At 54.6% G+C, this 25418-nt stretch carries 28 protein-coding genes; 14 read left to right on the top strand and 14 right to left on the bottom strand.

All coding sequences use genetic code 11. The features are described from left to right. Positions 1 to 57 precede the first annotated feature (57 nt). The gene (locus KIH26_RS10920) at positions 58 to 1347 is read right to left on the bottom strand and encodes a solute carrier family 23 protein (protein ID WP_213445146.1); all 1290 of its coding nucleotides are present in this window, start codon (positions 1345 to 1347) and stop codon (positions 58 to 60) included. Positions 1348 to 1492: 145 nt separating this feature from the next. On the opposite strand from KIH26_RS10920, the gene KIH26_RS10925 reads away from it, so the two are divergent. Further along, entirely contained in the window at positions 1493 to 2647 is a 1155-nt protein-coding gene (locus tag KIH26_RS10925) for an ABC transporter substrate-binding protein (protein WP_213445148.1), read from the top strand. Here KIH26_RS10925 and KIH26_RS10930 read toward each other — a convergent pair. The 3 genes from KIH26_RS10930 to KIH26_RS10940 are packed head-to-tail and all read right to left on the bottom strand — an operon-like array spanning position 2644 to position 6302. Then, complete coding sequence (locus KIH26_RS10930; RefSeq protein WP_213445150.1) at positions 2644 to 3948, bottom strand: 3-deoxy-D-manno-octulosonic acid transferase; 1305 nt, start codon at positions 3946 to 3948, stop codon at positions 2644 to 2646. The two genes, KIH26_RS10925 and KIH26_RS10930, sit on opposite strands and share 4 nt — an antisense overlap. 15 nt (positions 3949 to 3963) lie before the next feature. Further along, positions 3964 to 5346: a phosphomannomutase/phosphoglucomutase gene (locus KIH26_RS10935; RefSeq protein ID WP_213445152.1), complete on the bottom strand. Its 1383-nt coding sequence runs from the start codon at positions 5344 to 5346 to the stop codon at positions 3964 to 3966. A gap of 29 nt (positions 5347 to 5375) precedes the next feature. Continuing rightward, on the bottom strand, positions 5376 to 6302 hold the full coding sequence (locus KIH26_RS10940) for an SDR family NAD(P)-dependent oxidoreductase (protein WP_213445153.1): 927 nt from the start codon (positions 6300 to 6302) through the stop codon (positions 5376 to 5378). Positions 6303 to 6422: 120 nt separating this feature from the next. On the opposite strand from KIH26_RS10940, the gene KIH26_RS10945 reads away from it, so the two are divergent. From KIH26_RS10945 to KIH26_RS10955, 3 genes are read left to right on the top strand one after another with little or no spacing between them, the layout of a single operon-like run. After that, positions 6423 to 7328, top strand: coding sequence for a delta(1)-pyrroline-2-carboxylate reductase family protein (locus KIH26_RS10945; RefSeq protein ID WP_213445155.1), 906 nt, complete (start codon positions 6423 to 6425; stop codon positions 7326 to 7328). A 42-nt stretch (positions 7329 to 7370) separates the two neighbouring features. Further along, the gene (locus tag KIH26_RS10950; protein ID WP_213445157.1) at positions 7371 to 7670 is read left to right on the top strand and encodes a hypothetical protein; all 300 of its coding nucleotides are present in this window, start codon (positions 7371 to 7373) and stop codon (positions 7668 to 7670) included. Further along, on the top strand, positions 7670 to 7975 hold the full coding sequence (locus tag KIH26_RS10955) for a type II toxin-antitoxin system RelE/ParE family toxin (RefSeq protein WP_213445159.1): 306 nt from the start codon (positions 7670 to 7672) through the stop codon (positions 7973 to 7975). Before KIH26_RS10950 ends, KIH26_RS10955 begins: the two co-directional genes overlap by 1 nt. 57 nt (positions 7976 to 8032) lie before the next feature. Here the strand turns inward: KIH26_RS10955 and KIH26_RS10960 are convergent, their stop codons facing one another. From KIH26_RS10960 to KIH26_RS10980, 5 genes are all read right to left on the bottom strand, one after another. Next, entirely contained in the window at positions 8033 to 9529 is a 1497-nt protein-coding gene (locus KIH26_RS10960) for an ApeA N-terminal domain 1-containing protein (RefSeq protein WP_283770148.1), read from the bottom strand. A gap of 52 nt (positions 9530 to 9581) precedes the next feature. After that, a complete protein-coding gene (dcd, locus tag KIH26_RS10965; protein ID WP_213445162.1) occupies positions 9582 to 10160 on the bottom strand; it encodes a dCTP deaminase in 579 nt (192 codons plus the stop codon). A gap of 70 nt (positions 10161 to 10230) precedes the next feature. Continuing rightward, positions 10231 to 10422 carry a DUF2905 domain-containing protein gene (locus KIH26_RS10970; RefSeq protein WP_213445164.1) on the bottom strand — a complete coding sequence of 64 codons (192 nt, stop codon included), beginning with the start codon at positions 10420 to 10422 and terminating at the stop codon, positions 10231 to 10233. Between the two features lie 95 nt (positions 10423 to 10517). After that, positions 10518 to 10904: a phosphomannose isomerase type II C-terminal cupin domain gene (locus KIH26_RS10975; protein WP_213445166.1), complete on the bottom strand. Its 387-nt coding sequence runs from the start codon at positions 10902 to 10904 to the stop codon at positions 10518 to 10520. Between the two features lie 23 nt (positions 10905 to 10927). Continuing rightward, positions 10928 to 12034, bottom strand: coding sequence for a class I SAM-dependent methyltransferase (locus tag KIH26_RS10980; protein WP_503005199.1), 1107 nt, complete (start codon positions 12032 to 12034; stop codon positions 10928 to 10930). 12 nt (positions 12035 to 12046) lie between these two features. On the opposite strand from KIH26_RS10980, the gene KIH26_RS10985 reads away from it, so the two are divergent. Beyond that, positions 12047 to 12838 (top strand): SDR family oxidoreductase, encoded by a 792-nt coding sequence (locus KIH26_RS10985; protein WP_213445168.1) that lies wholly within the window; start codon positions 12047 to 12049, stop codon positions 12836 to 12838. A 2-nt stretch (positions 12839 to 12840) separates the two neighbouring features. Beyond that, on the top strand, positions 12841 to 13221 hold the full coding sequence (locus KIH26_RS10990; RefSeq protein WP_213445170.1) for a dihydroneopterin aldolase: 381 nt from the start codon (positions 12841 to 12843) through the stop codon (positions 13219 to 13221). Here the strand turns inward: KIH26_RS10990 and KIH26_RS10995 are convergent. After that, positions 13193 to 15031, bottom strand: coding sequence for a sensor domain-containing diguanylate cyclase (locus KIH26_RS10995; RefSeq protein ID WP_213445178.1), 1839 nt, complete (start codon positions 15029 to 15031; stop codon positions 13193 to 13195). The genes KIH26_RS10990 and KIH26_RS10995 overlap by 29 nt on opposite strands. 180 nt (positions 15032 to 15211) lie before the next feature. Here KIH26_RS10995 and ttcA point away from each other — a divergent pair, with 180 nt between their 5' ends. Further along, entirely contained in the window at positions 15212 to 16138 is a 927-nt protein-coding gene (ttcA, locus tag KIH26_RS11000) for a tRNA 2-thiocytidine(32) synthetase TtcA (RefSeq protein ID WP_503005200.1), read from the top strand. Positions 16139 to 16208: 70 nt separating this feature from the next. Continuing rightward, positions 16209 to 16817 carry a DUF4136 domain-containing protein gene (locus KIH26_RS11005; RefSeq protein ID WP_213445182.1) on the top strand — a complete coding sequence of 203 codons (609 nt, stop codon included), beginning with the start codon at positions 16209 to 16211 and terminating at the stop codon, positions 16815 to 16817. A gap of 19 nt (positions 16818 to 16836) precedes the next feature. Here KIH26_RS11005 and KIH26_RS11010 read toward each other — a convergent pair whose 3' ends face one another. Next, complete coding sequence (locus KIH26_RS11010) at positions 16837 to 17061, bottom strand: hypothetical protein (RefSeq protein WP_213445183.1); 225 nt, start codon at positions 17059 to 17061, stop codon at positions 16837 to 16839. 28 nt (positions 17062 to 17089) lie between these two features. Here KIH26_RS11010 and KIH26_RS11015 point away from each other — a divergent pair, with 28 nt between their 5' ends. From KIH26_RS11015 to KIH26_RS11025, 3 genes are all read left to right on the top strand, one after another. Continuing rightward, complete coding sequence (locus KIH26_RS11015) at positions 17090 to 17740, top strand: histidine phosphatase family protein (RefSeq protein WP_213445185.1); 651 nt, start codon at positions 17090 to 17092, stop codon at positions 17738 to 17740. Next, the gene (locus KIH26_RS11020; RefSeq protein WP_349627868.1) at positions 17733 to 18896 is read left to right on the top strand and encodes a DSD1 family PLP-dependent enzyme; all 1164 of its coding nucleotides are present in this window, start codon (positions 17733 to 17735) and stop codon (positions 18894 to 18896) included. Before KIH26_RS11015 ends, KIH26_RS11020 begins: the two co-directional genes overlap by 8 nt. Positions 18897 to 19206: 310 nt before the next feature. Continuing rightward, complete coding sequence (locus KIH26_RS11025) at positions 19207 to 20961, top strand: lysoplasmalogenase family protein (protein ID WP_213445189.1); 1755 nt, start codon at positions 19207 to 19209, stop codon at positions 20959 to 20961. Here the strand turns inward: KIH26_RS11025 and ruvB are convergent. The 3 genes from ruvB to ruvA are packed head-to-tail and all read right to left on the bottom strand — an operon-like array spanning position 20948 to position 22896. After that, on the bottom strand, positions 20948 to 22003 hold the full coding sequence (gene ruvB / locus KIH26_RS11030; RefSeq protein ID WP_213445191.1) for a Holliday junction branch migration DNA helicase RuvB: 1056 nt from the start codon (positions 22001 to 22003) through the stop codon (positions 20948 to 20950). The genes KIH26_RS11025 and ruvB overlap by 14 nt on opposite strands. Beyond that, positions 22000 to 22305 (bottom strand): hypothetical protein, encoded by a 306-nt coding sequence (locus KIH26_RS11035; RefSeq protein WP_213445193.1) that lies wholly within the window; start codon positions 22303 to 22305, stop codon positions 22000 to 22002. Before KIH26_RS11035 ends, ruvB begins: the two co-directional genes overlap by 4 nt. Positions 22306 to 22323: 18 nt before the next feature. Then, positions 22324 to 22896, bottom strand: coding sequence for a Holliday junction branch migration protein RuvA (gene ruvA / locus KIH26_RS11040; RefSeq protein WP_213445195.1), 573 nt, complete (start codon positions 22894 to 22896; stop codon positions 22324 to 22326). A gap of 199 nt (positions 22897 to 23095) precedes the next feature. On the opposite strand from ruvA, the gene KIH26_RS11045 reads away from it, so the two are divergent. The 3 genes from KIH26_RS11045 to KIH26_RS11055 all read left to right on the top strand — a co-directional run bounded on the left by KIH26_RS11045 (position 23096) and on the right by KIH26_RS11055 (position 25198). After that, on the top strand, positions 23096 to 24034 hold the full coding sequence (locus tag KIH26_RS11045; protein WP_213445197.1) for a PhoH family protein: 939 nt from the start codon (positions 23096 to 23098) through the stop codon (positions 24032 to 24034). A gap of 79 nt (positions 24035 to 24113) precedes the next feature. Further along, entirely contained in the window at positions 24114 to 24575 is a 462-nt protein-coding gene (gene ybeY / locus KIH26_RS11050; RefSeq protein ID WP_213445203.1) for an rRNA maturation RNase YbeY, read from the top strand. Positions 24576 to 24586: 11 nt separating this feature from the next. Beyond that, entirely contained in the window at positions 24587 to 25198 is a 612-nt protein-coding gene (locus KIH26_RS11055; RefSeq protein WP_213445205.1) for a TetR/AcrR family transcriptional regulator, read from the top strand. The last annotated feature ends 220 nt before the right edge of the window (positions 25199 to 25418 follow it).

Consider the following 25418-nt stretch of genomic DNA (forward strand, 5'->3'; position numbering starts at 1 on the left):
TTTTGAGCAGTTTGCCGGCGTAATTACTGCGCAGAGTGCTATTTAATCAATAGCAGATTATTTGTTATCGCGATTAAGCAGCGCATACAGCAAGATGGCGCCAAAGGTGGCTGTGCCGATGCCGCCGAGTGCGAAGCTGCCGAATTTGAGCGTGAAATCACCTGTGCCCAAAATCATGGTCACGGCGGCCACGATGAGATTTTTGTTTTGAGAAAAATCGACGCGGTTATCCACCCAAATCTTCGCGCCCGCCGCAGCAATCAAGCCAAACACCACAATGCTCACGCCGCCCATCACAGGCAACGGAATTGCTTGAATCAGCGCGCCGAATTTCGGCGAAAAGCCGAGCACCACGGCCAGCACGGCAGCCACCACAAACATCGCAGTGGAATACACCTTGGTCGCGCCCATCACGCCAATGTTTTCGGCATAGGTCGTCACGCCTGTGCCGCCTGATGCGCCGCTGACCATCGTGGCCACGCCATCGCCGATGAAGGCGCGCCCCATGTATTGATCGAGGTTCTTACCTGTCATGGCAGTCACGGCTTTGATGTGACCTAAGTTTTCTGCGACCAGAATAATCGCGACAGGCGCAATGAGCAGCATAGCGTTTGCGCTAAACACGGGCGCTGAAAAATTGGGCATGCCTACCCAAGCTGCACTCATCACGCCGCTCAGATCCATCGGTTTGCCCATGCCCAGACCGTTCGCAAGAATGGCATAAATGATGCTCGCGATGATCAGGCCTACCAAGATCAGCAAGCGTTGCACCATGCCACGCGTCATCACAGCCACCAAGCCCACACAAACAAATGTCACGGCTTGCATCCACGAATCGAAATTACTCGACGCCATATTTTTCACTGGCACACTGGCCAGATTCAGGCCAATCACCGCCACCACAGCGCCAGTGACGACTGGCGGCATGAAACGCTCGATCCAGCCTGTACCTACAGCTTGAACGATCACACCGATCAAGGTGTAGAGCACGCCGCAGGCAATGATGCCGCCGAGCGCCACACCAATATTGGCATTCGGCCCTTTGCCCGCATAGGCCGTCGCAGCAATCACCACACCAATGAATGCAAAGCTTGATCCCAAATAACTGGGCACTTTGCCGCCGGTGATGAAGAAGAAAATCAAAGTGCCGATGCCACTCATGAGAATGGCCACATTCGGATCAAAGCCCATCAGAATCGGCGCCAGCACAGTTGCGCCAAACATCGCAATCACGTGTTGCACGCCCAGTGCCGCAGTTTGCCCCCAGGGCAGTCGCTCATCAGGGGCAATCACGCCACCTGAGGCTAAGGTATCGGAAGATCTTTCTGTCCAGTCAAACATGCCCATGTGAAGACTCCTGTGCTTGTATGGCAAACCGCCTTTGTTGTGTGTCCAAACGCATCCTAGTTGATGCGGGCATGGCTGTAAATACCGATTGCCGTGCGCTGATGTGTGGTTTACAAACCGTATCAAGTTTTGTTCAGGAATTGCCATGAAGCTCATCCCACGCCGTCTCCCCCTCAAAATGCTTGCCATGGGTGCATTGCTTGCTCAGCCAGCAGCTCAATTGGCCTGGGCACAGGCCAAGCCATCGGCTGTACGCCGCATTGTTTTGGGGCAATCTGTACCGCTCACGGGCGCTGCCGATCAGATTGGTGCGGCTTACAGCAATGGCGCCAAGCTGTTTTTCAGCAGTTTCAATGAGCGGAAAAACAATCCAGGCTACACCTTCGAGCAAAAAATCTTGGACGATAGCTACGATGCTGCCAAAGCCGCCGCCAACACCAAGCAGCTGATGACCGACAAAGTCGATGCCTTGTTTGGTTATGTGGGCACAGCAAGCAGTGATGCGGCTGCAGCAGCGGCCAAAGCCAGTGAAACAGTATTTTTTGCGCCATATGCAGGCTCGGATGCTTTGCGCGCCAAAGAGCAAACACATGTGTTTCATGTGCGTCCCAGTTTGTCCGATGAAGCTTTTCGTATCGTGCGGCATTGCCAAACGCTTTCGCAAACACGAATCGCTGTGTTGTCAGAAGACGATGCCATGGGGCGCGCCGGCTTGGCAGCAGTCACACAGGCTTTGGCAGAAGCAAAAATGCAGCCACTGGTCGCTTCGGCCTCGGTGCCAGTCAATAGCGACAAGGTGCAGGCTGCAGTGGCCAGCATCATGAAGGCGCAGCCGCAAGTGGTGATCCAGGTGGCCTTGTTCAACACCACGGCCGCTTTCATTCGCCAGATGCGTAAGGCCGGGTATGCAGGCGCGTTCATGAATTTTTCAGTGGTCGGGCTGGATCCACTGTTTGCTGCCCTGGGCAAAGAAATTGGGGGCGTGGTGATCTCGCAAGTCGTGCCATCACCGCGCAGCGTCACGATACCGATCGTCAAGGAATATCTGGCAGCGATAGAAACCTCTGACCAAACCGCTTCGTATGAAAGCTTGGAAGGCTTCATCGCAGCGAAGACTTTTGCGGAGGCCGTGCGCCGCGCTGGTAAGGGCTTTGACTCTGCCAGTCTGCAGAAAACGCTGGCGGGTATGACGGATTACGACGTCGGCGGCTTTCGTGTGAACCTGCGCGCGGGTGTGCGTGATGCTGCGCGCACGATTGATCTGGTCACCGTCACTTCGGATGGGCGCGTGTTGCGCTAGTGGAGTAATTGCGCCACAGCATTTGCCTGCTGGGTTGCAGCGCCCTGCGAAGCTGATAACCATTTGGCGCCGGCCAGTTGAAGCGTTTGGCGTTGGCTTGTGTCTGCCAAGAGTTCAGCCGCTTTTAGTAAGCCAGACGCCATATCGGGCACGCGCACTGCGGCGCCCGCCATCTCAGCTGTATCGCTGGCTTCTTGAAAATTGTAGGTGTGTGGCCCCATGATCACAGGGCAACCTGCAGCAATAGCTTCGATCAGGTTTTGCCCACCCAAGGGCTCGAAGCTGCCGCCGAGCAAGGCAACATCTGCCAAGCTGTAATACATCGCCATTTCGCCCAAACTATCGCCCAGCCAAATATCGGCAGGCTCAGTGCGGTCCTGCCATTGGCTGCGGCGTGAAACGCGCAGGCCTGCTTGCTCGCACAGCTGCTGCACTTCAGAAAAACGCTGCGGATGGCGCGGTACGATCATGTATTGGATGGGTACTGACATTTTGTTTGCTACTAATTCAGTAGCACTTTGCGCAGTCTGTAAGCCGGCAAACCCACGAATTGCCTCTAAAAATTGAGCTTCTTCCCCCTCTCGGCTGCTGGCTAGCATCAGCACTAAGGGGGGGGAGTTTTGCTTGAATTTCTGCCCTGTGCTTTGCAAGCTGAGATCCAGGCTGATATCAAATTTCAAATTGCCCATCACCAACACATCCTTTGCGCCAGCTAGCAGCAGACGATCCGCGTCGTCTTGCGTTTGCGCGAGCACGCGATGGAAGCTGGCGTAGGCAGGTCGAGACAAAGCGCTTAGACGCAGCGCTTTACGCAGAGAGCGAGCATTGAGCCTTGCATTGGCTAACACCATGGGCACGCCAGCTGATTGAGCGGCAGCGCAGAGATTGGGCCACACCTCAGTCTCCATCACGATACCGATGCGCGGCTTGAAATGCGCGATGAAACGCTGCGCGGCTTCTTTGCTGTCCCAAGGCTGCCAGACTTGTAAATCTCCGGTCTGCAGAAGCTTGAGACCTTCTTCGCGCCCTGTGGCCGTGCCATGTGTGAGCAACAGTTTCATGCCAGGAAGCTGCGCTCGCAGCTCGCGCAGCAAAATCGCCGCAGCGCGCGTCTCGCCCAAAGAAACGGCATGAATCCACACCCAGCCTGAAGAGCGCGGTTGTGCATACTCGCCAAATCGCTCCTCGATCCATTGGCCATAGAGCGGCTCTTTTGCTGCGCGGCGCGCAAGGCGCAGGTGAATCAGCGGCTGCAAAGCCCAAGTGAGCAGGCGATAAACGGAAAGCGCGAATGCCTGCATGGAAATAGCAATGGATCAGTGCGCTGAGGCCTGCACCTTAGCATCGGGCTTGGCTGTTTTGAGCAGAGCCATCATGTCATGCTCAATGCGATGCAAGGCTGCCTCGGTATGGCCTTCAAAACGTAGCACCAGCACCGGCGTGGTGTTGGAGGCGCGGATCAGGCCAAAGCCATCTGGCCAATCCACGCGCAGACCATCGATGTCGTTGATTTTTGCAGGCGCTGCAAACTTGGCCTGAGATTGAAGCTGCGCAACGACTCGGTGCGGCTCACCTTCTTGGCAGGCCACATTGAGCTCGGGCGTAGAAAAACTTGTGGGCAGACCATTGAGCACTTTGCTGGCATCAGCGGATGCACTCAGAATTTCTAGTAAACGACAGCCAGCATACGTACCATCGTCAAAGCCAAACCAACGCTCTTTGAAGAAAATATGTCCGCTCATCTCACCGCCCAGGGGCGAGCCGTTTTGCTTCATGCGGGCTTTGATGAGGGAGTGGCCGGTTTTATACATCTCAGCCACGCCGCCTGCTGCTTCAATCGCTGGAGCGAGTCTTTGAGAGCATTTCACATCAAACATGATCGTGCTGCCGGGCACGCGCGAGAGCACGTCTTGAGCGAAGAGCATCATTTGACGATCAGGGTAGATCACCTGCCCGTCTTTGGTGACGACACCCAAACGATCGCCATCGCCATCGAAAGCGAAGCCTAGCTCCGCATCAGTGGTTTGCAAAGTACGAATCAGGTCTTGGAGATTCTCGGGTTTGCTCGGGTCTGGGTGATGGTTGGGGAAATTGCCATCGACTTCGCTGAACAGCTCGATCACTTCACAGCCGAGTTTGCGGAAAATCTCTGGAGCTGTTGCACCTGCAATCCCGTTACCAGAATCCACCACGATTTTCATCGGGCGCTTTAAGTGAATATCGCTTGCAATGCGATCACGATATGGCGCTTCCACATTCACATTGCGCACAGAGCCACCGGCTTGCAATGTCCAGCTTTCGCTCTCCATCATCTGGCGCAGCGCTTGAATCTCGTCACCATAAATCGCACGGCCACCCATCACCATTTTGAAGCCGTTGTAATCTTTCGGGTTGTGGCTGCCAGTGACTTGGATGCCGCTCTCGCACAGCGTATTCGCCGCGAAGTAAAGCAAAGGCGTAGTCACCAAGCCCACATCGATCACTTGCACACCAGCTTCTTGCAATCCGCGGACAAGCGCAGAAGATAAAGCCGGGCCGCTCAAGCGCCCATCTCTTCCAACAGCCACAGCCTTCTGCCCCTCACGCAACGCCATCGTGCCAAAGGCGCGGCCGAGGCCCAATGCGAATTCTTCATTCAGTGCGCTGGGTACGATGCCGCGAATATCGTAGGCTTTGAAGCTGGAGGCGGTGATTTTCATGAATTTTCCCCTGAATTGAAAACGAAAGTTTACATGCTTCTCAGCAGACGCATCTCATTAGCGCCTTGCTCTGCGCCGCTACCGGGCACGCTGCTCCCTGTGCGATCCGTGACCTGCGCAAGCGATGCCGCCAACTGCTCAGGCACGCTATCGCCCAGCCCCAAATGAATACCTTGCGTTAGCGTGATATGCGCCGCTTCAAAGCCTCCAGCGCCCGCGCAGAGGATCGTGCGCGTGGGGGCGCTCTCGTGTGCGAGTACGAGCATGGCTGGCACCACAGCTTCCGGTTTGAACGCCTCGCGCACATCTTCCGGAAACAAAGCCTCCGTCATGCGGGTCGTCGCTGTTGGCGCAAGCGCATTCACATGAATGCCATGCTTGCCGCCCTCAATCGCCAGCGTCTGCATCAAGCCCACTTGCGCCAGCTTTGCCGCGCCATAGTTCGCCTGCCCAAAATTGCCATAGAGCCCGGTGCTGGAAGTCGTCATCACGATGCGGCCATATTTTTGCGCCATCATCTGCGTCCACACCGCCTTGCTGCAATGCGCCGCGCCCATCAGATGCACATCCACCACAAAGCGGAAATCATCCATCTCCATCTTCGCAAACGATTTATCGCGGAGCACGCCCGCGTTGTTCACCAAAATATCCACGCGCCCCCAAGTATTCACGGCTTGCGCCACCATCGCTTCAACGGCGGCAAAATCCGTGACCGATGCGCCATTGGCCAGAGCCTGGCCGCCAGCAGCCACGATCTCATCCACCACCTTTTGAGCAGCAGCAGGCGAACCGCCCGTGCCATCGAGCATGCCGCCCAAATCATTCACCAGCACCTTCGCGCCACGCTTAGCCAGCGCCAGCGCATGCAAGCGCCCCAAGCCGCCGCCCGCGCCCGTAACGATAGCCACGCGGCCGGTGAAATCTAGCGTGTTGGTAATGTTGGGCTCTTGCGTCATTGTTGTTCTTTCTGAGAAGATCGGTTGAAATACAGTTTCTAGCTTGTATTTTATTGCTATTAATTTGATAGCATTCTGCGCAGATTCTATGCCGGCGAATACTCGATTTTCTTTATAAAAATGATCCTTAACGCTTCTCAAACTGCTACTCTTCTGCCCTACGCTGCACTCGCTGAAGAAATAACGCGGATGCTTCAAGAAGGCAGCGCCCAAGTGCCCGAGCGCATCGTGCAAAGCTTACCTGGTGGTGCATCACTTTTTGTGATGCCAGCGACAGACGGGCGCATCGCTATCACCAAGCTCATCAGCTTCACGCCAGCCAATGCAGCGCAAGGCCGTGCCACGATTCAAGGTGATGTGATCGTGTTTGACGTGAAAATCGGCGAGCGCATCGCCATCCTCGATGGTCCCACGATCACTGCTCGCCGCACTGCAGCAGTTTCTTTACTGGCAGCGCAACGCCTAGCCGTCAACACACAAGGCCCGCTGCTGATCGTCGGCGCAGGCGTGCAAGGCCAAGCGCACCTTGAGGCGTTTGCGCAAGGCTTGGGCATCCAAGAAGTCATCATCGCCTCGCGCACACCCGAGAGCAGCGAGCGTCTGGCTGCCTACGCCCGCACGCTCGGCCTGCAAGCCAGCATCACGCAAGAGCCTAATGCCGCGCTCGCACAATGCCCTTTGGTCGTCACCTGCACGCCCGCCAGCGGCATTGTGCTTTCGGCTCAACCGCGAGCCGATGCCTTCATCGCCGCAGTAGGCGCTTTCAAGCCCAACATGATCGAACTTGCGCCTTCGCTTTGCCAATACATTGCCACTGAAGGTCAAATCGTGGTGGACACGAAAGACGCAGCCCACGAAGCCGGCGATTTGATCCAAGCCGGTTTAGATATCGCTCAATTTCCCACGCTAGCGCAAATCGTGCGTAGCGAGGCGAAAGCAAAACGCACAGGCTCAGTCCTCTTCAAAAGCTGCGGCTGGGCAGCCTGGGATTTGGCGGCGGCGAGGCTAGCAGTTGCTGCAAAATAAGCCTTTGCATTACAATTGCAATGCAATCAAAAGGAGCCCAGCATGAGCGCTGCCACATTCCCCGTCGTCCGCACCACAGCCGAAGACCGCGCTTTCGTCGAGTCCGTGCTGCGCCCCAATGAAACGCTTTCCAGCTTCATTCAAGAGAGCATCATGGAGCGTGCAAGAGCTCGCAAAGAAGATGAAGCGTTTTACGCGAGAGCGATGGAAGCATCTAGGCGAATTGATGCTGGCGGTAAAACTTACACCATTGATGAAGTCATGACTTCTCTGCGCGCCATGACGGAGAAGAAAAAACAAGAGCTTGCAGCAAAGGCCGCGTGTGAGAAGAAAGCTGCTTGATGCAGTCTTACACCGTCGCCATTGAGCAAACCGCACTGGAAGACCTAGAACGCCTCTATGCTTTTTTGCTGGATGCTGCGCCAGAGTATGCAGACCAAGCCATGGAGCGCATCTACAAAAGCCTCAAGCTTTTAGAAGTCATACCGCACAGTTGCCGCAAGGCCAGTTTTCAGGACGGCGTGCAACTTCGTGAACTGATCATTGATCAAGGCAGCTCAGGGTACATCGCTTTATTTGAAATCCGGCCAGAGGGCGTTGTGTCAGTTTTGGCGATCAAGCATCAGCGTGAGAGTGACTATCACTAAGTCGTAGTAATAAAATTGGCTGGGTGTATGGTGCAATTTACTAGCTTGCGCTAGTAATTACATTTGATCAGCACGTTTAAGCTCGGCTAAGTGAGCGGTATATCCATCCCGGAATCTTGTGAAGCTATGCCCCCAGCCATACGGATTCTTCAGCCACCGCGGTGCATTCCAGCCCGCCTCGATAAAGTCTGACGCAGTGAAAATAAACTCAAGAGCATCTGTCAAGAATGGCGTGTGCGCTTCAAATTTTGAAAAATCAAAAGTTGCCGATGTTCCATGCACATAGAAATTACGACACTTCACGGCTAGACTGCCTACATATTGGAGTTCAGGAAATTTCTCACCTATTTGAAGCTCCACAATAGCAGCACGATGGGCAACTTTTTTCGGCAAAGATGGTTTACCAAGTCTGCCCAATGTAGAAAGTACGCTATCGCGCTCAGCACTTTTAGGTAGTCGCCGAAAAATATCGCGGCATGCATCATGGGCTTGGACAATATCTTCAGTCAGCGAGTTTGCTGTCGGCACGGCCTCTGGTGGAAGGATATCGAAAGCGTTTGCAGCAGCAACTAATCGGTCAGAATCATAAGTATTGGATTTAGTCAAGCAGTTGAGCATCTGTCCGCGTGCTCGCCTCCAGCCTCCGGAGCGAGCAATCCAAGCGATTAAGACTGTGTTGAATTCCTGACTACATCGAATTGGATCTAAAGGAATATCACCAGGATGCGGAGCAAGTAATTTGTCCTCAATTCCGTTGCCCCATCTGTAACTAGGCACAATTTCTAAGGAAGTCTCAATGTCGTCTAGCACTTCGGTTGTTGTGACAACTATCTCATCGATGCTCTGGCGACGGCCTGCAAAAAATGAAAGAAAACATGCAACTACGTACACTGAGTCGATAGCAGCATCAATTGTGGTGGACACTTTGGGTTCAATAGATACGCGAATTTGATTTTGGATATGTACCCCGGATGTGCCTCCCGAGCTGTACTGCGGATAGTGTTTTACTAGTATTCGACCGACTTCGGTATCTGCTGAAGCAATGAGATTTTTGCCTGTAAAGTATCCGATGATTGGCCAGTCACCAGAGGAAACTGGGCGTAGCTTCCGACGTTCTTGCAGAATAGTATCAATCACAGGCTCTGCGTCAATTAGCGTACCGAAAGCATCAAAATCATAGAAAAGTGTATGCAAATCAGTAGTGCTGAAATGAATCGCTTTCACTGAGTTACCGATCGGCTCAATGTGGCATCGTCCAATGGCTGTGAAGTGTGGAAACACACTAGTTCGATACCTTCTATCCGTGTCGCTGAAACTTATAGTTCCATTACCAGCGCTAAGACAGTTCAGCAAAGTGAGATGCTCCCCGCTAAAGGCTCGCCCTCTAACTACCGAACCTTGGTCTATGTGAGGCAGCCACTTATCTGAGTTCAGATCTAAGCTTGTCTGAGTCCCGTCCAACTTTAATTCTCCGACAACCTGATGATCGTCAGCCATAGCAAATAGGCCTAAATACCGCCTTGGATTTTCCTTGGAGTCATTGTCTATTTTCATGCCAAAAAAGACTTGTGGATAACCGTGAATCCTTACGTATGTGAGACGCTGTTCAAGCTTTCGGCAACGTCACCCCATGCTGTCCTTGGTATTTGCCGCCGCGATCTTTGTAGCTGGTTTCGCAGACTTCATCGCTTTCGAAGAAGAGCACTTGGGCGCAGCCTTCGCCGGCGTAGATTTTGGCGGGGAGGGGCGTGGTGTTGCTGAACTCTAGGGTCACGTAGCCTTCCCATTCGGGCTCGAAGGGGGTGACGTTGACGATGATGCCGCATCTTGCATACGTGCTTTTGCCCAAGCAGATGGTGAGCACGTTGCGGGGGATGCGGAAGTATTCGACCGTGCGCGCTAGGGCGAAGCTGTTGGGGGGGATGATGCAGCTGTCGCCGTGGAAATCGACGAAGCTTTTTTCATCGAAGTTTTTCGGGTCAACGACGGTACTGTGGATGTTGGTGAAGACTTTGAATTCGGGGGCGCAGCGGATGTCGTAGCCGTAGCTGCTGGTGCCGTAGCTGATGAGTTTTTGGCTCACGCCATTGACCTCGCGTGCGCGCACTTGGCCGGGTTCGAAGGGCTCGATCATGCCGTGTTGCTCGGCCATGCGGCGGATCCATTTGTCTGATTTGATGCTCATGATGGGATTCTAGGGGGAGTTTAAAGGCGCTTGATAGAAAGGCTTCGACAAGCTCAGCCCGAACGGAAACTTAAATCACATAGCTGATCAGGGAAAACAGCAGGCTGAGCACGATGGTGGAGCCTAGCGGGATGTTGATATCCCTGCCGCGCATTTTGAAATTGAAATCGCCGGGAAGCCTGCCGAAGCCGAAGCGGCGCAGGAAGGGGGCGAGCCAGCTGAGCAGGAAGAGGGCGAGAACGGTGATGAGGAGCCAGCGCATGGGTTCACACAATCACTATTGAAAGAATAGCACTCTGCGCAGTATCTATGCCGGCGAATGGCCACTTTTGGCATAAAAGTGACTCGATAAGGGGCTCATACTCTGCCGAAGTCATCCGCCAAGCGGGTGATGTCATCCTCACCCAAATAGCTGCCAAGCTGCACTTCCACGATCTCCACGGGCTCTTCGGTGCGGTTGGCCAAGCGGTGAATTTGGCCGAGGGCAATGTCGCAATGCTGGCCAACTTCCAGCTTAATTTCGCGCATGCTGCCATCCGCTTGCCCAAGGGTGACAACGGCCTTACCGCGAACGACAAGCCAATGCTCGGCGCGCTGGGCATGCTTTTGTAGGCTGATTTGTTTGCCAGGATGCACACCGATGCGTTTGACTTTGAGACCAGGTGCTTCGTCGATGGATTCATACCAGCCCCAGGGGCGCTCGGTGCGTTCGACAGTGTGGTTGCGATAAGTCGTGGTGCTCATGGTTGCAGAAAACAAAGTAAAAATTACAGGGTATGGCTGCGATCGCCTTGTGTGAAGCCGATCAGCTCCAAGTCTAAACCCTTGCCAAGTGCCAAAACCTTGAACAGCTCACCCATTTCGTGTTCATTGATCAATTTGGCCATTTGCACGCTTGGAATCTGCGCGAGCAGCTCTGCTTTTGATAGCAATCCGCAGTTGAGTAAGAAACGGCCTTGTGTTGCATAGCCCATCACATCCAGCCCTGCATCTTGCGCGGCGAGGGCTAGAGAAGTGAAGTTCACATGGGCGGTGATGTCTTTCATGCCGACATCGCTGAGCGGATCGGTGCCACTCCTGTGCTGCTGATGCGTCATCACCGTACCCATGTGGCGCTGGGGGTGGTAATACTCGGCTTCAGGAAAGCCGTAATCGATGAAGAAAGCCGCGCCTATTCTCAAATGCTCCGCCAACGTTTTCATCCAGGCTTCTTGCTGGGGGTGAATCTCCGTGAGGTAATCATGGTTTCCAGCAGGCTCAAGAGGCGGGCGCAGGGTGGTGGGGTGGTCTTGCCAGACGAATTGGCCAGATTCTAGGGCGACACCTCGCTCGTGCCATTGCCCTTGGATCCGCGCCAAGAGCTTCACCGGCATCGCATCAAGCACTTCATTGCCAATCACCACGCCTTGCATCTGGGCAGGCAAAGCATCTAGCCATTGCACCTTATCGCCGAGGTGCGTCAAGCGCGCCTGCTGCCGTGCGCGCAGCTCAGATGAAATTTCAATGATGAAATAGTGTTCTAGCCCGCAAGAGATCTGCGCAAGATGCTCGCATATTTGTAGCGCAAGGATGCCGCTGCCTGCACCGAATTCGTAGATGCTGCGCGTTCCTGTAGCTTGTAAAACTTGCGCCGCTTGGGCAGCGATGCATTGGCCAAAAAGGGGCGAGAGCTCGGGCGCGGTGACGAAATCGCTCCCAGCTTCGCTCCCGAGTTTGGGCAAACCGTTGGTGTAATAACCCAAGCCAGGCGTGTAAAGCGCCGCTTGCATGAAATCATCAAAGGGCAGCCAGCCGCCGCGTTGAGCGATAAGCTGGGCGATGTGGGCACTGAGAGCCTCAGATACACTGGAAGATGTTGAGTTCACACCTGAGATTGTCCTGCATCTATGCGTATTTCTTCTGATTCCCGGGTCGTTCTGGTTACCGGCGCGGCCAAGCGCTTAGGCCGCGAGATCGCGCTCGCATGCGCTAAGGCGGGCTGGCGTGTCGCTGTGCATTACCGTGGCTCGGAGGTGGATGCTATTGAAACAGTAGCGCTTTGCGCAGATTCTATGCCGGCCACAACGTTAAATGAAAGCCAGTTTCATTATAAATTCCAAGCAGATTTAAGCGACGAGGCCGCTACACGCGGCCTAGCCGCCCAGGTGATCGCGCACATGGGGCGGCTCGATGCTGTGGTCAACAGCGCAGCACTTTTTGAGCATGATGCCCCCGAGACCTTCAGCTATGCCGCCATGCAAAAGCATTTGGCGAGCAACACAGGGGCGGCCATCTTGCTCGCGCAGGCCTTGCATGCGCATGTGAAAGCGCGTGGTGACAACGGCGTTGTGGTGAATATGCTTGATCAGAAGCTTTGGAACCAAAACCCAGATTTTTTAAGCTACACGCTTTCCAAAGCTGCTTTGGAATCTGCCAACACCATGCTCGCCATGGGCTTGGCGCCGCAAGTGCGCGTGGTGGGCGTGGCGCCTGGCCTCACGCTCACGTCTCATATGCTCGAAGACGATAAATTCCAAGCACTGCACAAACTCTCGCCTCTGGGCCGAAGCTCCACGCCTGAAGATGTGTGCGCTGCCGTGCTGTTTGCGCTCACCAATTCGTCCATCACCGGAACGACGCTGCTGGTCGATGGTGGCCAACACCTGATGAAATTCGACCGCGATTTTTCTTTGATGTAACTATGCCTCATACCAACAGCCCACGCGGCACGCAAATCCTCCAGCTCACCGGCCTGCGCTTCGATGCGAACTTAGGCATTTTGGAGAGCGAAAAAACCAAGCCACAACCCATCCAAGTCGATACCGAGCTCAATCTCGGCACGCAACCACTCACCCCGCAAGACGATGAGATCAACCATGTGCTGGATTACCGCAAAGTGCGCCAAATCATCATTGACGAATGCACCGAGCGGCATATCAATTTGCTGGAAAGCCTGATCGGTAAAGTGGCCAGCCGCTTGATGCAATTGCCCGGCGTGGTGGGTGTGCGTGTGAAGATCGCCAAGCTGGAGATCTTTGATGATTGCGAAGTGGCTATCGCCGTGGAGACGGGACAGTGGTGATGGAGTCCAGCGACAAGTTGGAGATCTCATCACCCAAGATTTGATCCCAATGCTGCGCAAGCACTTCGGTGCTTGCAAACTTGGGGCCACTGACCCAACTGCTTCCACCCTCAAGATAGCGAATGGGCTTGCTGCCCCAGCCCTCGCTATCCGCAATCAAGGCGCGTAAATCCTGATCCAACAGCTCAGGCAGCTGGGCATAGCGTTTGCGTGTGGTGGCGGCGATGCGAAATTTCAGCACCTCAACGCCGGGCTCGCTGGATTCGGGCATCAGGCCGAGGGCGACGATGCGCGCGAGGCGCTGGTTCAGCTCATCGCCCATTTGCACATCATGCATCAAGAGAGCCAACATTTTTCCATCCAGTCGCGCCACCACATCGCTAGCTCTTGTGGCCGCGCGAAGCACACGCACACTGCGCTTGAGCAACTGTTCTAAATGCCGACGGCTATTTTCTGGTGTTTGTATTTCGATGTACGCCACGGCCACATCTTGATGTTGTGAAGATGATTCCGACCAATCGCGTTGAAAGCGATCCTTGAAAGCTTGTGCTGTCGCAAATCCAGTCAGAGGATCGGTGGTGGCTAAGGCGTTACTGCGCTCTATTTGACCGTGACGATGGTGGCCAAACCAGAGCAAACATATCGATAACAAACCCAATTCCAAAGCAAAAGCATACAAAGGCGCGTTGTAGCCAAATTCCGGCAAACCGATGATGCCTAGGGCATTGGCCATGAGGAAAATCACCGAGACGAACAAAGGTAAAAAGGTCAGCGCTGACATCATGGCAAATTTGTTACCGCGCCAGGATGCCATGGCAATCAGACTGCAAGAGAGGAAGGCGCACACGATGATCACAGCTTGAGACAGCAAAATCGCATGTATCCAAAATTCGCGTCCAACACTGGCTAATACCAGTGCGACAAAAACAGCAGAACCGCCAAGCCATTCGCAAAGCCTCGTCAACCATACTTTAGAGGCCGAAGGCATAAACATCAGCTTGCAAAACTGTAGCTGGGCTGCAAAGCCGATCAGTGCGAAACACGTTGCCGCGCTGCTAGGCCACTCACCACCCCAGGGCCAAAGATACTGGAAAGCGAGCCCCGAGTGGCTCAGGCAGGCGAATAAGGAGAAAAAGGCGTAGACAGCGTACCAAACAAACAAGATGTCGCGATGAAAAGCAAACAGCGCCATCGAAAGCACGACTGCAAGAAGCATGAAGCCAAAAGTGAGACCAAGCAAAACATAGTCGCGCTGCAAGTCTTCCACAAGGCCTGCTGCGGACAAAACTCTCATATCAAAGCTTGCCGCGATGCGGTGTGGCACATGCAAATACACCACCATTTGGCCGCCGGGTGAATTTTGCAAATCGCTGATGCTGGGGAGCGAAAAACGCGGAAACTGGCCTGGCAGAGACCACTGCTGAATTGCCAGAGAATCGCCAGAGCGCTGCACTTGCCAGCCTTCCCCTGGTTGTCCGATCGGGGTGTATAGAGCGAGTTGATCGAGGTAGGGCTTTTGGATCTCAAGAACAGAGATAGCAGAAGGCTGTTGCTTGGCCACAGGCTCAGGCGCTCGCAAGCTGATTTTGAGCCAAAGCGATCGGTTCCGAGAAGTGTCTGTGATACGTAACTGGCCGGGCGGCAATTCAACAAACGATTCAGGTGGAAGGGCTTGTATTTGCTCTAGGCGAAGCGAATTGTCCGCATTGCTCAATACGGCGATGCCAGCGATTTGCGCACTTGGATAGGCATCCACCATGCGGTATAGCTTGTCTTGTGACGCAGAGGGCTGAGAAAAGGCCTGTGGCATCAAAAATGCAAAGGCTAGAAGAATCCATGCTCTGATCACGTACCTCGTCGGTTGGGCATAGCGACGCAACAAACTCATAAGCGAAACGTAAAAATGACTGGGTGCACGAAATGAGACAATAGCACAATGCTACTTACAGACTCCTTGCTAACCAAAGGCCAACTCAGCGAAAACGACGCGCTGCGTGACAAATCGCCACGCCAATCGCTTGAAAACAACAAGCTTGAAAAGCGCCTGTGCCGCGAGGTGGGCAAAGCGATTGTGGAATACAACATGATCGAGCAGGGTGACCGCGTGATGGTCTGTCTCTCCGGCGGCAAAGACAGCTACACCATGCTGGATATTTTGCTCAAACTCCAGGCGCGTGCGCCGATTGATTTTGAGATCATTGCGGTGAATCTGGATCAGAAGCAGCCTGGCTTTCCGGAAGATGTGTTGCCGGCCTATCTCAAAGCCAAGGGCGTTGAGTTTCATATCGAAGAGCAGGATACCTATTCCATCGTGATGGACAAAATACCTGAAGGCAAGACGCTGTGCTCACTTTGCAGCCGCCTTCGCCGGGGTATTTTGTATCGCGTGGCCGATGAATTGAAATGCACGAAGATCGCGCTGGGGCATCATCGCGATGACATGTTGCAAACGCTGTTTTTGAACATGTTTTTTGGCGGCAAACTGAAGGGCATGCCACCCAAGCTGCAAAGCGACGATGGCAAACACATCGTGATCCGCCCACTCGCTTATGTGGATGAGCGCGATATCGTGCGCTATTCCGAATGGCAGCAATTTCCAATCATCCCTTGCAACCTCTGCGGCAGCCAAGAAAATCTGCAACGCAAGCAGGTGGGCAATATGCTCAAGGATTGGCAGCGCAAATTCCCAGGGCGACTGGACAACATGCTGCATGCCTTGCAAAACGTTGTGCCATCGCATTTGATGGATGCGAAACTTCATGACTTCAAGAGCCTCAAAGCCAATGGCATCGCCAGCCAAGATGGCGACAAGGGGTTTGACCATGAATCATTTGATGGCAGTGACAACAGCGGCGATGAGGCTTGCGCCAGCCCCGCGATGGATGACGCGGCCGGTCAAGTTATACGCTTCGTTTGAAGGCGGCTTTTTTAAGCCTTTTAGCCACTTTGCCGGCGTATATTCTGCGCGGAGTGCTCTTAATTTGATAGTGATCCTGGCGAGTGTTTTGCTCGCAGGATGCTCTGGTCTGCGCATTGTGGACAGCCAGGTGGCCGCCTACTCCAAGCTTGAAGCCAGGCCTGCGCAAGCCAGTTGGCGTTTCGAGCGCTTGCCTTCGCAGCAGAATTTGCAAGAGCCGCAGGCGATGCGGCAAATCAAGCTGGAGGCCATGGCTGCGCAAGAGTTAGGCAAGTGGGGTTTCAAACCACAGGCCGAGAGCGCAAATGCGGCGGCGAATTTCAGCGTGCAGCTGTCCGCCCGAATTCAACGTTTGGAACGTGGCCCGTTTGACGATCCTTGGCAAGCGCATCCCTTCGGCTGGGGCTTGCCCGGCCGCGACTATGTGGTGACCGGCTCGGGAAGAGTGATCTACACACCCTTCTTACCGCCCATACCGCAGCCTTGGTATGTGCGCGAAGTCAGTCTGATCATTCGCGATACATCAGACAACCGCGTGGTCTATGAAACCAAAGCGCAGCATGAGGGGCGCTGGGCGGATGATGAGGCTGTGCTGCCTGCCATGTTGGCAGCCGCGCTTCAAGGCTTTCCCAAGCCACCCGAAGGCAAGCGCATGGTGAATATTGAGATCCCACGCTGAGCGGTGTTGAGTTTTCCGGCTAGCCCGGATATTTCACCATGACAGCGTCCGACGCGCCCAAAATCGGGATGACTGGTTGCGCGATGCGACAAGCAGAGGGCGCGTGCCCTCTGGGCGAAGCAGCGTGCAGCCAGACGCCCGAGTTTGGGATGCGGCGGATGCTGAGCCATTTTGCAGGGTACACATTGGATTTGAGCAAAAGATTTTGTTTATCGAGATAAAAGCTTCGCAAAATGGCGCTCATGATGAAATATCCGGGCTAAAGTCAGTGCATGACTGAAGCCGTACCTGCCATCACCCGCATCACCGCTATTCGCCATGGCGAAACTGCTTGGAATGTGGACACCCGCATTCAAGGCCAGCTGGATATCAGCTTAAACGACACCGGCTATTGGCAGGCTGAACAAGCGGGCAAGGCGATGGCTTCTGAGAGTGTGGATGCCATCATCAGCAGTGATCTCGCGCGAGCCTACGAGACCGCGCTGGCGATTGCCAAACATCACGGCCTCACAGTGCAGATCGACAACGGCCTGCGTGAGCGTGAATTCGGCAGCTTCCAAGGCAAGACCTTTGCCGAGATTGAGGCGCAGATGCCCGAAGAGGCGCTGCTGTGGCGCAAACGTGTGCCAGATTTTTCACCGGGCGGTGGTGAATCCTTGCTTGCATTTAGAGAGCGTGTGACGCAATGCTTGCGGCGGCTCGTGGCTCAATATGCTGAAAAACACATTGTTGTGGTGAGCCATGGCGGCGTGATGGACATCATTTATCGCGAAGCCACAGGCCTTGAGCTGCAAGCGCCGCGCACTTGGCAACTCGGCAACGCCTCCATTAACCGTGTGCTCTTCAATGGCGAGCATTTCAGCTTAGTGGGATGGAGCGATACGAGTCATTTGAATTCTGGCTTGGATGAGCAGCATGCTTGATTTGGCAAGCTGGGTTGGCCAAAGCGTGAAGGCCATTGACACGCCTGCTCTGGTGATTGATCTGGATGCGATGGAGCGCAATCTCTCGCGCATGCAAGCCTACGCGAACGCGCAAGGCGTAAAGCTGCGCCCACATGCCAAGATGCATAAATCAGCTGAGCTTTCTCAGCTGCAAATGCAAGCGGGCGCGGTGGGCGTGTGTGTGCAAAAAGTATCCGAAGCGGCGGCGCTGGCTGAGCAGGGCGTGGATGATATCTACATCAGCAATGTCGTTACATCACTATCAAAATGTGAGCATCTCGCGCAGATTCTACGACGGCGAGAGGGTCAAAATGCTTTAAAAATGAGGCTTGCAGTGGCTGCGGACAGCTTGCAAGGCATTCGCACATTGGCGCAGGCGCTTACGCGCATCGCGCCCGGCGAGGCGGTGAATGTGTTTGTTGAAATTGATGTTGGCCAAGCGCGCTGCGGCATCGAGCCAGGCGTGGCAGCTGTGCCTTTGGTGCAAGAAATTTCTCGGCATTCAAGTCTGCGCTTTGCCGGTTTGCAGGCTTATCACGGCAGAGCGCAGCATCTGCGCAGCGCAGTTGAAAGACGCGAGGCGATTGCGCAGGTGATTGGGAAAGTGCTGGCTACGAAATCTGCGCTACAGGGTGCAGGCTTTGATGTGCCCCTTGTCACAGGCGCGGGCACAGGCAGCTTCATTCATGAGGCCACAAGCGGCGTGTATGGCGAGCTGCAAGCGGGTTCGTATCTCTTCATGGATGCGGATTACGCCTCGAACGAGCAAGATGCAAGCATGCCACGCTTTGAGCATGCGCTCTTTGTGAAATCGCAAGTGATCAGTCGCCACACCACCTCAAGCGATGATCGCTCCATCGTCGATGCTGGCCACAAAAGCCATGCGATTGATTCTGGCTTGCCCAAAATCTGGGCGGGACACAAGGCCGATTGGCAATTCTTCAATGGTGGTGATGAGCATGGCATTTTGCGTGGCTCTGCTTTGCCTTCTATTGGGGATGTAGTCTGGTTGATTCCCGGCCATTGTGATCCGACGGTGAATTTGCATGATGTGATGGTGGGTGTGCGCGGCGGTTTGCTTTCTGGGCATGTTGAGCGAATCATTGAGGTGACTTCTCGGGGATGCCTGGCCTAAGTCGGCTTGGTTGGCTTGCTTGGGTCTGCGCTTGGGCTATCCCCCTTCGCGACTGTCCTCCGCCGGCTTCGCCGTCTCCCCCTTTATGTCGCTGCGGGAGATAGCCCAATCACAGTCGGCAAGCGCAGACCAGTTTTGTAAAACGCCAATAAACGAAATGCGTAGTTATCTTGAATAGCCAAAAGGCCAAGAGTCTGAGGCGCAGCGCCTCAGACTCGCTGCCGTTCCATCCAAACAAAAATCTTCCGAAAACCAAAACCCCAAGGAAAACACTGCTGCACGCATCAGCACATCTCAAGATAATGCACACATGAGCAAAGTCATCGTCCTAGCCACTCCGGTCTTCTTCCTACTGATCGCCATCGAATATTTTTGGGGCATCGCCAAAGGCCGCAACACCTATCGCTTGCAAGATGCCATCAGCAGTATCGGTTTGGGCATGATGAGCCAATTCACCGCCGTCTTCACGCGCCTGCTGCGTGTGGGCGTGTACACCGCTGTGTATGCGAGCCTCTCACTCGTGCCGCTCGATGCCGCAAAAGAGTTTTGGAACACTTGGTATGGCTGGGTTCTCGCGCTGATTTTTTATGATTTTTGCTACTACTGGCTGCACCGCATGGGGCATGAGAGCGCGATTCTTTGGGCAGCGCATGTGGTGCATCACCAAAGCCAAGATTACAACCTCTCTACTGCGCTGCGGCAGACTTCTAGCGGCGCACTGCTCGGCTGGATTTTCTACATCCCCATGGCGCTCGCTGGCGTGCCGCCTGCGGTGTTTGGCATCGTCGCTCTCATTGATTTGCTCTATCAATTTTGGGTGCACACCGAGCATGTGCCCAAGCTGGGTTGGTTTGACCGCTGGTTTTGCTCGCCCTCGAATCATCGCGTGCATCATGCCGTGAATGATCGTTATGTGGATCGCAACTATGGCGGCATCCTCGTGGTGTGGGATCGCATGTTTGGCAGCTTCAAAGAGGAAGACGAAAAATGCGTTTACGGCACGCGCAGCCCTTTGAAAAGCTGGGATCCACTGTGGGCGAATGCGGAGGTCTATACAGGTTTGTTAAAAGACGCTTGGCATACGCGAAGCTGGGCGGATAAAGTGCGCGTTTTCCTCAAGCCACCGGGTTGGCGGCCTGCGGATGTGGCGGCGAGATTTCCTAAGCCTGCTTTCGATATTGAAAGTGTGCGCAGCAAATACTATGAGCCCACAAGCCGCGCGGCGAATTGGTTTGGTGCTGTCAGCTTCAATCTTCTGCTCGGCGGCGTGGCGGCTTTCCTCTGGGTGGCCGATGGCATGGGCCAGGGCTTGCAGCTCGTCAGCGTAGCTACGCTCTGCGCCATGCTCTGGCTCACCAATGCTGTGCTTCAAGCGCGCTTGCATCCCTGGCTAGGCGTAGCAGGTTGGGCGGCGGCGATTGCCACGGCATCCGCTTGTTTTGCGCAAGCTTCGGGTGGCTCAGCAGCAGACGCTTGGCTTGTCACGCATCGCATCTTCAAACCACTCGGCGTCGGATTTGCTCTTATTTATATAGCGCTCTGCACAGATTTTATGCCGGCGATTGGCCAAAAACGCTCAAAAAATCTTCTTATAGCTGCTCTGGCCTTCTCAATCGCAGGTGACGCATGGCTCATGTTCCCCGGCTTCTTCATCCAAGGCTTGGCGAGTTTCCTCATCGCTCATCTCTTCTACATCGCTCTCTTCAAACAAGGTGTGAGTTGGTTCCCCAGCAAACCCGTGCTCGCCGCATGCTTGGCCTACGGCGTGGCGATGTATGCCTACTTGCTACCCAACTTAAGCACCGGCCTGCAAATCCCCGTCGCTGTTTATGTCTTCATCATCGCCCTCATGGGCGCGCAAGCGGTCGGGCGAGCTATTGAGCTGAAAACAACTTCTTCCAAATGGGTCGCGGTCGGTAGTCTGCTCTTTATGGCTTCCGACTCACTGCTGGCGATCAACAAATTCGTATCGCCGATTCCGCTCAGCCCGTTGTGGATTTTGGGGACTTATTTCGCTGCGCAAATAATCATCGCGCGCCATGCTCTAGGTTCTAGGGCAGATTAAACAAATCGGTCGCAGACTTCGGCGGCACAACGCCCAGATGCCGATAAGCAGCAAGAGTCGCCACGCGCCCGCGCGGGCTGCGTTGTAAGTAGCCTTGTTGAATGAGATAGGGCTCGATCACATCTTCAATTGTGTCTCGCTCTTCGCCGATGCTGGCGGCGATATTGTCTAGGCCTACTGGGCCGCCGTCGAAGCGGTGGATCAGGGCTTCGAGGAGTTTGCGATCCATCACGTCGAAGCCTTGGGGGTCAACGTCGAGCATGGCAAGCGCTTTTGAAGCGATGTCTTGCGTGATCGTGCCGTCGCCTTTCACGTCGGCATAGTCGCGTACGCGGCGCAGGAGGCGGTTGGCGATGCGGGGGGTGCCGCGTGAGCGGCGGGCGATTTCTAGGCCGCCGTCGCCTTGCAGGGGCGCGCCGAGCAGGCTCGCGCTGCGGGTGACGATCTTTGTCAACTCTTCCGTGGTGTAAAACTCCAGACGCGCCACGATGCCGAAGCGATCGCGCAGCGGATTGGTGAGCATGCCTGCGCGCGTGGTCGCGCCCACAAGGGTGAAGGGCTGCAACTCAAGCTTGATCGAGCGCGCGGCTGGGCCTTCGCCGATCATGATGTCGATTTTGTAGTCTTCCAGCGCGGGGTAGAGAATTTCTTCAACCACGGGGCTTAAGCGGTGAATCTCGTCAATGAAGAGCACATCATTTTTCTCAAGATTGGTGAGGAGCGCAGCCAAGTCTTTCGGCTTTTCAAGCACGGGCCCCGAAGTCTGCCGCAGATTCACGCCCAGCTCATGCGCCACGATGTGCGAAAGCGTCGTCTTGCCCAAGCCGGGCGGGCCGAACAGCAACACATGATCCAGCGCCTCGCCGCGCTTCTTCGCCGCACCAATAAAAATCTCCAACTGCTCGCGCACTTTAGCTTGGCCGACATATTCATCCAGCAGTTTGGGGCGCAAGGCGCGCTCAATCGCTTCTTCTTGCGGCGAAGCAGGAGATGCGGAGATGACACGCGGAGGCGGGGCGAAGTTGTCAGTTTGGATCGTCACTTTTTGCGCTCCCTCACGAATGCTATTAGACTTTTTCCAACAGCGCAGCTGATTGCGAATACCACGATAGCTGGGAGAGCTAACATCAAGCCAATGCCAAAAAGGAAGCTCATTGTTTCGTTTTTGACGTAGCCAGAGAGCAAAAGCCCAGCAAGGAGCACAGCAAAAATGCTGATTGCCACAACTATTTCGATACGATTTCTGCGGCGATTTTGCTGTTCTGTGCTTTGAATCCCTGCTATCAGGCATCCATAAGCTATGCCTAGCAAGATGACAGGAAGCCAAAACAGGAGTTTTTCCATTTCAAATTCAGCCTTAAATTACTTTGCTAATGCTTTCAAAGCCAACTTGATTCCCTCACTCACCCCCACATCCTTGGGCAAGGCCTTCAAAGCAAGCGTCGCTTCCTTATCGCTATAGCCTAGTGCAATGAGCGCCTGCAAGATATCACTTTGCGCATCGTTTTGAATCGCAGCGCCTGCGCCAATGTCTGCGCCGAGCTTGCCTTTGAGTTCGAGCAGCAAGCGCTCGGCGGTTTTCTTGCCGATGCCGGGGACTTTGGTGAGGCGCGTGGCTTCTTGCAGGGTGACGGCTTGGGCGAGGTCGGCGACGCTCATGCCGCTCAAGATGCTAAGCGCCGTACGCGGGCCGACGCCGGAGATTTTGACGAGCTGGCGGAAGGTTTCGCGCTCTTGCGCTGTGGCAAAACCGAAGAGGATCTGTGCATCTTCGCGCACGACGAAATGCGTGAGCAGGGCGACTTTTTCGCCGAGGGCGGGCAGGTTGTAGAAGGTGCTCATGGGCACATCGAGCTGGTAGCCCACACCGCTGCAGTCCACCAAAATTTGCGGGGGATTCTTTTCGAGCAAATTGCCTGCGATGCGACCGATCATTCGGCGGGTCTCCTAAAAGCCATAGTGTATTTCTAAACAGTACGTCAATCCTAACACCGATGGCTAGACGCGCCCCATTGCACCACTGGTAAGCCCTGTGGGGGCGTTGCTCTTCCTTGCGCTGCGTCCTCGCGCCTACCCACAGCGCCCGCCAGCGGCACACTGAGGCGCGGCCAACCGTCGGTGTTAGGATCACACGGTGATTCTTCGACATACTTTCACCCCAATCAATAACAAACGCTTGAGCCATTTGTGTGGCCCGAACGACGAGCATCTGCGCCGCTTGGAAGAGGCGCTGAATGTGAACATCGCGCATCGGCATGAAGATTTTCGTGTGAATGGCGCGAAGAAGGATGCTGAGCGCGTGATCGAGCTGCTGCAGGCGGCATATGAGATTGCGAGCAAACCTATTTCGCCCGAGGTGTGGGAGCTGATGGTCTCAGGCAAAGAGCCTAGCTTGGATGGCGAAAGCCCGCTGCTTAATACGCGGCGCGCTGATCTGCGTGCGCGTTCGCCGAATCAAACGCAGTATTTGGCCAACATCGCGGCGCACGATATCAGCTTCGGCATTGGCCCAGCGGGTACGGGAAAGACATATCTTGCCGTGGCCTGCGCGGTGGATGCGCTGGAGCGCAGCGCCGTGCAGCGCATCGTGCTCACGCGGCCTGCGGTGGAGGCGGGGGAGAAGCTGGGCTATCTGCCGGGTGATTTAGCGCAGAAGATTGATCCCTATTTGCGACCCTTGTATGACGCTCTTTACGATTTGATGGGATTTGAGCGGGTGCAAAAAGCTTTTGAACGCCAGCAGCTGGAGATTGCACCGCTGGCCTTCATGCGCGGGCGCACGCTGAACCACAGCTTTGTGATTTTGGATGAGGCGCAAAACACCACGCCTGAGCAGATGAAGATGTTTCTCACGCGCTTGGGTTTCAGCAGCAAAGCCGTGATCACAGGCGATGTGAGCCAGATTGATTTGCCGCAAGGCCAGCTCAGCGGTTTGGTGGATGCGGAGCGCGTGCTCAAAGGCGTGAAAGGCATTGCGATGACGCGCATGACGAGTGCCGATGTGGTGCGGCATCCGCTGGTGGCGCGGATTGTGGATGCGTATGACGCGAAATCAACGCGGAGTAAAGCGTAAGTGTCAGCGTGAAATACTATTAATTCAATAGCACTCTGCGCAGTATCTACGCCGGTAATCGATTGATTTTCTATAAAAAATGCTTGATTTACAGTTTTCAAATGATTTAGGCAGTGCAGCCGAGCGCATGGCTCTCAAACGCCTACTCTCGCGTACGCGTGTGCAGCGCTGGGTGGCGCATGCGCTGGTGAGCGCTCACGAGGCTGATCAAATCACGCTGCGAGTCGTGGGCGATGTGGAAGGCCGTGAGCTCAACCGAAGCTATCGCGGCAAGGCGAAAGACTACGCGACGAATGTGCTGACTTTTGATTACCAGCGCGAGCCGTTTTTGGCGGCTGATATCGTGCTCTGTGCGCCTGTGATTGCGCGCGAGGCAGCGCAGCAAAACAAATCCTTGGAAGAGCATTGGGCGCATTTGATTGTTCACGGCATCTTGCATGCGCAAGGCTATGAGCATGAGACGAATGAGCGAGATGCGCTGGAGATGGAGGCGCTGGAGGTGTTGCTTATGCAATCTCTTGGCTACGCCAACCCATACTAAAGCACAAGCACATGGCACGCCCTAAATCTGCTGATCATCATTTGAAGCGCGACGAGATTCTCGATGCGGCGGCAGCTTGCTTTGCAGAGCTGAGCTATCCTGCTGCGAGCATGCAAGAAGTAGCTGCGCGGCTGGGCACGAGCAAGGCGCGGATTTATCATTACTACGAGAGCAAAGAGGCGCTGCTGTTTGATTTGCTGGATCGCTACACGCAGCGCTTGCTAGCGATCATCGGCGAGACAGAAGCGCAGGCGCAGCGCCGAAAATTGGATGATCGTGCAGCTTTGCATGCGCTGATTGAAGCTTTCTTGATCGAGTATGAAAACTCGGCAGCCAAGCATGTGGCACTGCTGAATGACACGAAGTTTTTGAACGATGCAGTTCATCCCTCGCAGCGCAAGATCATCGTGCAGCGCCAGCGGGATATCGTGAGCGCCTTCACACGCTTCTTGCGCCGTGCCTATCCGCAGCGCTTGAATGATGCGAACCAAACCGCGCTCACCATGATGCTGATGGGCATGATCAATTGGACATTTACTTGGCTTCGCCCCGGCGGCCCGATCAGCTATGCGGATTTTGCGAAGCAAGTGATACAGACGCTGGAGCGCGGATTTCAGGGCTGAGTGGATCGGTTTGAGTAGGCTCTGATACATCTGGGTAGTTTGTATTTTCACATTGCAAATCGCTTCTAAATGATTGAAAACAATCAGTTTTTTTCTTAAATACTGATTAAAATTTCATTCTCAAGAAGTGGCGTAAGCACTTGATTTCATTGAAGTTTTTTTACATCGGGAGATGTGCAAATGCTTTGAATGCTGATACAGTGGTGAAAAGTGCATAAAA

The sequence above is a fragment of the Variovorax sp. PCZ-1 genome (assembly GCF_018413605.1).
Taxonomy (GTDB): Bacteria; Pseudomonadota; Gammaproteobacteria; order Burkholderiales; family Burkholderiaceae_C; genus JANMDU01.

Bases quoted from the DNA above. Each gene is read 5' to 3' on its own strand.
- KIH26_RS10955 (WP_213445159.1), top strand. From the start codon at position 7,670: ATGCAGTCTTACACCGTCGCCATTGAGCAAACCGCACTGGAAGACCTA.
- KIH26_RS10935 (WP_213445152.1), bottom strand. From the start codon at position 5,346: ATGAAAATCACCGCCTCCAGCTTCAAAGCCTACGATATTCGCGGCATC.
- KIH26_RS11035 (WP_213445193.1), bottom strand. From the start codon at position 22,305: ATGGAAAAACTCCTGTTTTGGCTTCCTGTCATCTTGCTAGGCATAGCT.
- ybeY (WP_213445203.1), top strand. From the start codon at position 24,114: ATGCTTGATTTACAGTTTTCAAATGATTTAGGCAGTGCAGCCGAGCGC.
- KIH26_RS10930 (WP_213445150.1), bottom strand. From the start codon at position 3,948: ATGCAGGCATTCGCGCTTTCCGTTTATCGCCTGCTCACTTGGGCTTTG.
- KIH26_RS10940 (WP_213445153.1), bottom strand. From the start codon at position 6,302: ATGACGCAAGAGCCCAACATTACCAACACGCTAGATTTCACCGGCCGC.
- KIH26_RS10990 (WP_213445170.1), top strand. From the start codon at position 12,841: ATGCCTCATACCAACAGCCCACGCGGCACGCAAATCCTCCAGCTCACC.
- KIH26_RS11015 (WP_213445185.1), top strand. From the start codon at position 17,090: ATGACTGAAGCCGTACCTGCCATCACCCGCATCACCGCTATTCGCCAT.
- KIH26_RS10995 (WP_213445178.1), bottom strand. From the start codon at position 15,031: ATGCCACAGGCCTTTTCTCAGCCCTCTGCGTCACAAGACAAGCTATAC.
- KIH26_RS10975 (WP_213445166.1), bottom strand. From the start codon at position 10,904: ATGAGCACCACGACTTATCGCAACCACACTGTCGAACGCACCGAGCGC.
- KIH26_RS11010 (WP_213445183.1), bottom strand. From the start codon at position 17,061: ATGAGCGCCATTTTGCGAAGCTTTTATCTCGATAAACAAAATCTTTTG.
- KIH26_RS11020 (WP_349627868.1), top strand. From the start codon at position 17,733: ATGCTTGATTTGGCAAGCTGGGTTGGCCAAAGCGTGAAGGCCATTGAC.
- KIH26_RS10960 (WP_283770148.1), bottom strand. From the start codon at position 9,529: ATGAAAATAGACAATGACTCCAAGGAAAATCCAAGGCGGTATTTAGGC.
- KIH26_RS10985 (WP_213445168.1), top strand. From the start codon at position 12,047: ATGCGTATTTCTTCTGATTCCCGGGTCGTTCTGGTTACCGGCGCGGCC.
- KIH26_RS10920 (WP_213445146.1), bottom strand. From the start codon at position 1,347: ATGGGCATGTTTGACTGGACAGAAAGATCTTCCGATACCTTAGCCTCA.
- ruvA (WP_213445195.1), bottom strand. From the start codon at position 22,896: ATGATCGGTCGCATCGCAGGCAATTTGCTCGAAAAGAATCCCCCGCAA.
- KIH26_RS10925 (WP_213445148.1), top strand. From the start codon at position 1,493: ATGAAGCTCATCCCACGCCGTCTCCCCCTCAAAATGCTTGCCATGGGT.
- KIH26_RS10950 (WP_213445157.1), top strand. From the start codon at position 7,371: ATGAGCGCTGCCACATTCCCCGTCGTCCGCACCACAGCCGAAGACCGC.
- dcd (WP_213445162.1), bottom strand. From the start codon at position 10,160: ATGAGCATCAAATCAGACAAATGGATCCGCCGCATGGCCGAGCAACAC.
- KIH26_RS10945 (WP_213445155.1), top strand. From the start codon at position 6,423: ATGATCCTTAACGCTTCTCAAACTGCTACTCTTCTGCCCTACGCTGCA.
- KIH26_RS11055 (WP_213445205.1), top strand. From the start codon at position 24,587: ATGGCACGCCCTAAATCTGCTGATCATCATTTGAAGCGCGACGAGATT.
- KIH26_RS10970 (WP_213445164.1), bottom strand. From the start codon at position 10,422: ATGCGCTGGCTCCTCATCACCGTTCTCGCCCTCTTCCTGCTCAGCTGG.
- KIH26_RS11025 (WP_213445189.1), top strand. From the start codon at position 19,207: ATGAGCAAAGTCATCGTCCTAGCCACTCCGGTCTTCTTCCTACTGATC.